This is a genomic window from Micromonospora sp. NPDC050417, from assembly GCF_044458865.1.
GTDB lineage: Bacteria > Actinomycetota > Actinomycetes > Mycobacteriales > Micromonosporaceae > Micromonospora_G.
Window position 1 is genome coordinate 207,750 of sequence record NZ_JBITIH010000016.1, and the last position, 6,839, is coordinate 214,588.

The window sequence follows — 6,839 nt, forward strand, 5'->3', positions numbered from 1 at the left end:
TGGGGCGTGAACCCTGCGGATTCATCATCCTTGATAACGGTACGGCGACGGCCGGGTCACCGGAGACACCAGGGTCGGTGCCCGCCGGTGACCCGAGCCGGGTCAGATCGCGGGGAAGGTGATGTTCACCGTGCCCTTCATCGGGATGGCCACCGGTGTCGCGCTGGCGAGGTCGGTGCCGCCGTACCAGCGGTTGGGACCACAGTCGCACTGCACCTTGACCTGCTGACCGCCGATCACCCGGAGGTGGATGCCGGCGCCGGGAGTGTCGGTGTCCACCAGACCGACCGGATCGGCGGAGCCCACGTTCCGGACCACCAGACGGCCGTAGTCGCTCTCGGTGGGAACCGTGACCACCATGTTCGTGCCCTGCTTCAGGGTGTAGTCGAAGTCGGTCGTCCCGCCCGCCGGCACTGACACCAGTTCGGCGTTCAACCGGTTGCCGACGCCGCCGCTCCACTGGTAGGCGTGATCGGTGGCGGTGAACAACAGTGGCCACCGGTACGGCCCCAGCCAGTCGACCCGGTAGCTGCCGTCCGGGGCCACGGGGGAAATCCGGGTACTGGTGCCGCTGCCCAGGTCGGGGCCCACAATGCTCACCCTGCCCCCGTGCACCGGCTGGCCGGTCGCGCTGGTTACGCTCCCGGTGATGGTCCCGCGCGGATCCAGTTGGATCTTGGGTACGACCTTGGTCTCACCGGCCGTCACGTTGACCCGACGCGCGTCGTTCTGCGAGCCCGTACCACCGGTCGAGCCGACCCACTGGGCGCCGTACGGGCTTGCCGGGTCCGGGAGCACGAACAGGTTGTACGCGCCGGGGGCGGGTAACCGCACGGTCACCGCACCGGTCGAGTCGCTCCGGCCACCGCAACCGTCAGGGAAGGCGAACGTCTTCGGGGTCACGACGAACACGCACATGTTGGCCACCGGCGCCCCCGTCGCCCGGTCGATGATCCTGGTGGTGATCCTCCCGATCGGCGTCAGTACCAGTTCGACCTCGGCCCGCTGCCCGGCGACCACCGTCACCGTCGCCGCCTCCCGGACGTAGGGGTAGTCGTCCGCGCTCGCCGAGATGACGTGGGTGCCGGCCGGGACGTTCTCGATGAGGATGGCGCCGTCGGTCGAGTTGTAGCCGTGGTCACCGATCGCGGCGACGAAGTCGGGAATGGTCGCCCCGGTCACGCTGTCCCGGGCGGTGACCCGGACGCTACCCGTGGTCAGTCGACGGTCATTGACCGTGGTCGCCTGGTTGGCGACGACGGTGACGGTGTCCGCCGTCGCGGTGCTGAGCTTGCCGTACGCGTACTGGTCGAGGTTGGTCTCCCAGTGCGAGAACCGCACCTGGTAGTCACCGGGGAAGACTCCCTCGATCCGGTAACCACCGTCGGCGGCGGTCGTGCCCGGAAGATACTCGCCGGCCGAACTGTCGAAGACCGACACCGTGACGTCGGGCATGCCGCTGCCGTCGGCGGCGGTGAACCGGCCGACGACCGAGCCGGTCGGTAGCAGTTGCTCGTCGTGGGTGGTCACCGCGTTGCCGGCGATGGTGAACAAGCGTGCCGCCGCGCCGGATCGGACCTGCGGCGCCCACTGCCTGGCCCCGGACGGCAACTGGAAGAGCAGCTTGTAGTCGCCGGGCGGAAGTTGGTCGATCCGGTAGTTTCCGCTCTGGTCGGTGCCGGCGCTGTCGCTGCCGAGGTCGCCCTGGGCCTCCACCCGGACGAACGCGGCCGGGGTGCCGTCGGCGTTGGTCAGCCGACCAGCGATCGAGCCGGTGACCAGCATGACGTCGTCGACGGTGACGGTCTGACCGGCCGCCACCGTGAAGAGGGCCGCTTGGTTGTAGTCGTAGGTGCCGTAGGCGTACTGCTGGGTGCCGCCGGCGTAGAAGCCGACCCGGTAGGTGCCCGGGGTCACCGTGAGCGAGTAGTTGCCGGCCGCATCGGTGTTCGCGCTACTGGCGCCCCCGTCTCCGGAAGCTCGGACCAGGGCCAGCACACCGTTGCCGGCCGGGTCGGTGAACCGCCCACGGATCGTGCCGACGGGCAGCAACGCGTCATCGACGGTCGTGCGCTGCCCCGTGGTCACCGAGAACAGGGTGGCAGATTCGCTGTATGTCTGGCCGTACGCGTACTGCAGGGGGCGCCCGGGCGGGTTGATCGTGACCCGGTAGAGCGAGTCGGCGACCGGTACGTCCGGAACCTCGTAGCGTCCGTCGGAACCGGTCGTTGTCGACCTGTTGTACGACCCGCCGTCGGCGGAGACCCGGATCGGGACGCCCGCCACCGGGGAGCCATTGTCGGTGATGGTTCCGCCGATGCTGCCGACCGCCGGGGCGGCGTGGGCCGGGGATACCGCCGCGAAGGTCGTGACCAGCAACGCCACGACCATCGATCCGAGTCCGCGCACGTGCGATTTTCTCATTTGTCCTCGTGGTGTGCGAAGGGAGACGGTCGGGCGAACAGGACTCCCGATCCGTGAGCGGCATGGTAGCCACCACACGCACCCCAAGATTCCTGACTTTGAGTGTTTGCGTCGGCGCCAGCAGATGATCGCGCAGGCCAGGGCGAAAAGGCTTCGTGGATGTCGTCGCGGATTTACCAGCGGATCCGTAGGCGTCGGAACCAGTGCGGCAGGGCGATGGTTTGCTTGACGACCCGGCATTGTGCACCGAATCCTGAGCCGTGCCCGGTGCCGCGTCTGGCAATGACCGAGGTGATGTTCCTGCTTCTCGGCGCGCGGCGGTCGACCATCGTGGAGTGGCACGACTGTCGGATCATGTCGGACCTCGTGTTTACGCTCCCGTCCCATGAGCGAACGACCGACCGACGAGTGGCGCCGTGACGTACGTGAGGAAGCAGAGGCGATCAGGGCCGGCACTCTCACCCAGGAGGAGGCATACGCCGCCGAGCTGTGGCCGAGTGGCTTCATCACCGCGGTCGACGGCGCGCTGGACGCCTACGAGGCAGACGTGCGGGCCTTCCGCACACCTTCCGACGAGGAGGTCCTTGTGGCGGTCCAGCGCGTCGTCCTGGCTCTCAACGCGATTGACGAGGAGCACGGAAACATCGAGACCGGGGAACGGGAACAGCTCTGTGAGTACGTTGACGACGTTCTGACAGCGGCTGGCATAGACGTCGGGGCACTCACCGCCCGTCGCGGCATTGATCGCACCGAACTGACCGATTCGTGGCGCGACTGGTAGCGGTCGCTCAGCCGGACGTACCGTCGCGCCCGGCGTCCAGGACCTCGCGCAGCCGTGCCGCGAACTCCTCCGGTTTGCCCGCGTAACCGAACTGACCGCCAAGGAAACCGCCGTGGTGGCTGGGGAAGACCGTGGCCTCCTGGTCGAGCAGCGTCGCGATTCCCACGGCCGTACGGGCGGTGTAGGTCCCCGTCGACTCCTCGCCGACCGCGATCACGATCCGGGTCGGGGCAGCGGTGAGCACACCCGCCTCGGGGCGGTAGTCGCTGATCGCCCACGAATTCTTCGACAGCAGCGGATCGTCGCGGCTGCCGTCGTCGACGGTCGACATGCCGAACATCGCCGGGTCGGGGGCGGGCTGGGCGAAGTAGGCGTCGGTGAACTCGCCCTGCCACGACGTCATCGCGATGAACGCGGCCATGCCCGCACCGGTGCCCTTCGCCTGGTACGCCTCGTGAAAGGCGGCCCGGGCCTGTTCGGCCGCCGAGGCGTCGGGGAGCACAGCGTTGATCGGCGGCTCGTGTGCTACCAGGGTGACGACGTCACCGGGGTGGGTCGCGACCAGTTCCAGTGCGGTCACCGCACCGCCGCTGCTGGCGAAGACGTCGACCGGACCGGCGCCGAGCGCCTCGATCAGCAGATGCAGGTCGGCCGCCTGCTGTTGCGGGGTGTGGTCGGACCGGCCGTCCTCACGGATGCTCCGGCCCAGTCCTCGCGGGTCGTAGGTGACGACCGTGCGGTCTGTGAAGAATGCGGCGAGCGCTTCGAAGCCCTCCGCCGTCATCGGCTGGCCGATCATGAGCAACGCGGGCAGCCCACCGGAGGGGGGTAGTGGGCCCCGCACGTCGTAGACCAGGGTGGCGCCGGGCGTGACGAGGGTCTGCGTCTGCGTCTGCACATCCATCATGCCGGTGAGACTACGGTCGGCGGACGCGGATCGGGGTGCAACGCGCAAGGCGCGGTCAGCGATCAGGGATCCTGCCGTTCAGGTTCGTTGACGGGCGCCACGCGGCGTCGCCGGCCTGCCCGCCGCTTGTTGGGCAGAATATGGCGGCGACGCAGCGACCCGTAGGAGAGACCGACATGCGGAAATTGATCGCAGACGAATGGATGACCCTCGACGGGGTCGTCCAGGCCCCCGGCTACGACGGGGAGGACAACGACGGCGGCTTCCGGCACGGCGGCTGGCACATGCGGCACATCGACGACATGACGACGAGCTGGCTCACCAAGACCACGGTCGAAACCAATGCTTTCCTGTTCGGCCGCCGCACGTACGAGATCTTCGCGTCGTTCTGGCCGACTGCTCCCGACGAACTCGCCACGCTTGCCGAGGTGCTCAACAACCGCCCGAAGTACGTCGCTTCGACAACACTCACCGAACCGCTCGCGTGGCAGAACTCCACGGTCCTCCACGGGGATGTTGCCAAGGCTGTGGCCTCGTTGAAGCAGGAAGAGGGTGGTGACCTTCACGTCGTCGGCAGTTCCCGGCTGACCCGGACCCTCATCGAGCACAACCTTGTGGACGAGCTGCGAATCCTGATCGAGCCGGTCCTCGTCGGCGGTGGCAAGGGCATCTTTCCCGACGACGGCATTCTCCGGCAGCTACGGCTCACCGGGAGCCAGGTGACGACCACCGGCGTCATCATCGCGACCTACTCCACAGCCGGGTCCTGACGCTCGCCGGAGAGAGGGCGGGCACCGACTCCGGTGTCCGCCCTCTGTCAGGTCGTGGCCCGGCTCAGGCCAGGCAACGACCGTAGCGTTCTGTGGCGCGGGACGGGTACCCACGACGGGTAGCCTTTTCTCGTGATCGTTAACCATCGTATGGTGGCTGTCGGTGCCGTTGTGGGCGGCTTCGTGCTTGGTTTCCTTGATTTCGTGTGGATCAAGTTTGTTCCGTTCCCATTCGCGGACCTCGGCAACTCCAGCGCGGTCTGGGCGGTCGCTGCCTTCGCCTTCGGGCACTGGGTGAGGTCCGGGTGGGTACGCGCCGCCCTGGGCGCCGTGGTTCTGCTCGTCATCGCGGTGCCCAGCTACTACCTGGCGGCCACCCTCATCCAGGGCGACGACATCGCGGTCATCGGGGCGCCGGCGTCGTTGCTGTGGATGTTCTTCGGGATGCTCGCCGGCGTGGTCTTCGGCGTTGCGGGGTTCTGGGCGCGAACCTCGGGTTGGCGACAGGCGGTGGGTGTCGCGCTGCCCGGTGCGGTGCTGTTTGCCGAGACGGCGATCCAGATCCGACGGATCGGGGACCCGAGCTATGGCGATGACCCGATGTGGCCCGCCGTCATCAGAGCCGTTCTCGGCATCTTGGTCATCGTCTTGGCCGCGCCGACAACCAGGCAACGGACATTGGCCCTGGTCACGGCGATACCCCTTGGATTGGTGGGGTTCACGGCCTTCTCGCTCGCCGGATTCGCCTGACTCCGAAGTCGGGTCAGACGCTGCCGGGAGCGGGCACTGTCCGGCACCCACGGCGCGTACGTGACCAGGCCGTCAGCTGGTCCGCCAGTCCTCGACCTGCACGCTGCATTCGGTCAGTGCGCTCCGCAGACCGAACGATAGTTTGATCGCGTTGCCCATCCATCTGTTGATCTCCGACCTTGGCCGGTCGTAGGCGACGTGGCCCTTGCAGCCATTGCCGTTTGCTCGCAGGTCGACGCGGAACTGGAAGTAGGTCTCGATCTTGTTACCTGCCGTGACGGTGAGACCTGTTGCGTCCAGGCGGCTGAGATAGATGGACGCGGCGATTCCCGGCGCCTGGATCTTGCGCTCGGCGACGCTCAACTCGGAGGCGATCCCTTCGTAGGCCACCACCAGTGTGTCGGTGAGGGAGTGGGGCGATGTGAAGGTTCCGATCTCGCCTGCGCTGGTCGTGGCACTTTTCTTCTTGCTGAAGATCCCCATCTTGCTCATCCCCTTGTCGTCTTCCCCATCGAGTGGCGGCGGGCATGCGGCGATCACCCGTCACGGGCGCCAGCTGTCCTCCCATGACTCCTTGATGCTCGGCTTGCGCCTTCTCAGGTTGCTGATCTCCCGCTGGGCCAGCTCGATCGTCCTACGTGCCGTTTGCTTCTCGTAGGGCACCGTGAACCGCTTGTACTTCTCGATATGTTCGCGGATGGCTTTCCGCTGGCCGTCCACCTTGTCGGATTCGTCGCTCATATGACGCTCCTCATAGGCTCATGACAATCTACGGCGAGTCAATCGTGAAGGGACTATATCCATGTTGATTTCGAGGGTGGGCCACCCGTTTGGATTATCTACGCTGCCTAGTACGGCAGCCGCCGTCCGGGATCATGGTTGAGGTTCGAGGTTGAGGCGTGGTGTGTAGTGGGCTCGTCGGGCTCGGGCTTGATGGCGGCGTCGCCACTGTGACCAGTGTTGAGGGTGGCGGCTACGGCGTCGAGGTGTTGCGACGACCGGTTGAACGCACCCTGGACCCCGTGATCCGAGTGGATGATCGTGCCCGGCTGCGGTTGGCGGTTGCTGATCGCCATGCCCAACGCGTTGGTGACCAGGGTGGCGGTCTGTGCAGCGTCGATCGACCAGCCGACGACCTTCCGCGAGTAGGTGTCCAGCACGACCGCGCAGTAGACCTTGTCCTCTCTGGTCGGGTGTTCGGTGATGT

The 6,839-nt window shown here is 66.9% G+C and carries 7 protein-coding genes and 1 pseudogene; 3 read left to right on the top strand and 5 right to left on the bottom strand.

The genetic code is table 11. The features are described from left to right. Window positions 1–102: 102 nt before the first annotated feature. Entirely contained in the window at window positions 103–2,424 is a 2,322-nt protein-coding gene (locus tag ACIBF5_RS21655; protein ID WP_396814289.1) for a collagen binding domain-containing protein, read from the bottom strand. 385 nt (window positions 2,425–2,809) lie between these two features. Between ACIBF5_RS21655 and ACIBF5_RS21660 the strand changes: the two genes are divergently transcribed. Further along, the gene (locus tag ACIBF5_RS21660) at window positions 2,810–3,205 is read left to right on the top strand and encodes a hypothetical protein (protein WP_396814291.1); all 396 of its coding nucleotides are present in this window, start codon (window positions 2,810–2,812) and stop codon (window positions 3,203–3,205) included. Between the two features lie 7 nt (window positions 3,206–3,212). Here ACIBF5_RS21660 and ACIBF5_RS21665 read toward each other — a convergent pair whose 3' ends face one another. Continuing rightward, window positions 3,213–4,112: an alpha/beta fold hydrolase gene (locus tag ACIBF5_RS21665; RefSeq protein ID WP_396814294.1), complete on the bottom strand. Its 900-nt coding sequence runs from the start codon at window positions 4,110–4,112 to the stop codon at window positions 3,213–3,215. 176 nt (window positions 4,113–4,288) lie between these two features. Here ACIBF5_RS21665 and ACIBF5_RS21670 point away from each other — a divergent pair, with 176 nt between their 5' ends. Beyond that, complete coding sequence (locus ACIBF5_RS21670) at window positions 4,289–4,882, top strand: dihydrofolate reductase family protein (protein WP_396814297.1); 594 nt, start codon at window positions 4,289–4,291, stop codon at window positions 4,880–4,882. A 132-nt stretch (window positions 4,883–5,014) separates the two neighbouring features. After that, window positions 5,015–5,632, top strand: a complete 618-nt coding sequence (locus ACIBF5_RS21675; protein WP_396814299.1) for a DUF6518 family protein — start codon at window positions 5,015–5,017, stop codon at window positions 5,630–5,632. A gap of 72 nt (window positions 5,633–5,704) precedes the next feature. On the opposite strand, the gene ACIBF5_RS21680 is transcribed toward ACIBF5_RS21675, so the two are convergent. From ACIBF5_RS21680 to ACIBF5_RS21690, 3 genes and pseudogenes are all read right to left on the bottom strand, one after another. After that, window positions 5,705–6,124: a hypothetical protein gene (locus ACIBF5_RS21680; protein WP_396814301.1), complete on the bottom strand. Its 420-nt coding sequence runs from the start codon at window positions 6,122–6,124 to the stop codon at window positions 5,705–5,707. 51 nt (window positions 6,125–6,175) lie between these two features. Then, window positions 6,176–6,373: a hypothetical protein gene (locus ACIBF5_RS21685; RefSeq protein WP_396814303.1), complete on the bottom strand. Its 198-nt coding sequence runs from the start codon at window positions 6,371–6,373 to the stop codon at window positions 6,176–6,178. 272 nt (window positions 6,374–6,645) lie between these two features. Further along, a pseudogene (locus ACIBF5_RS21690) lies at window positions 6,646–6,839 on the bottom strand (DDE-type integrase/transposase/recombinase); the annotation flags it as partial.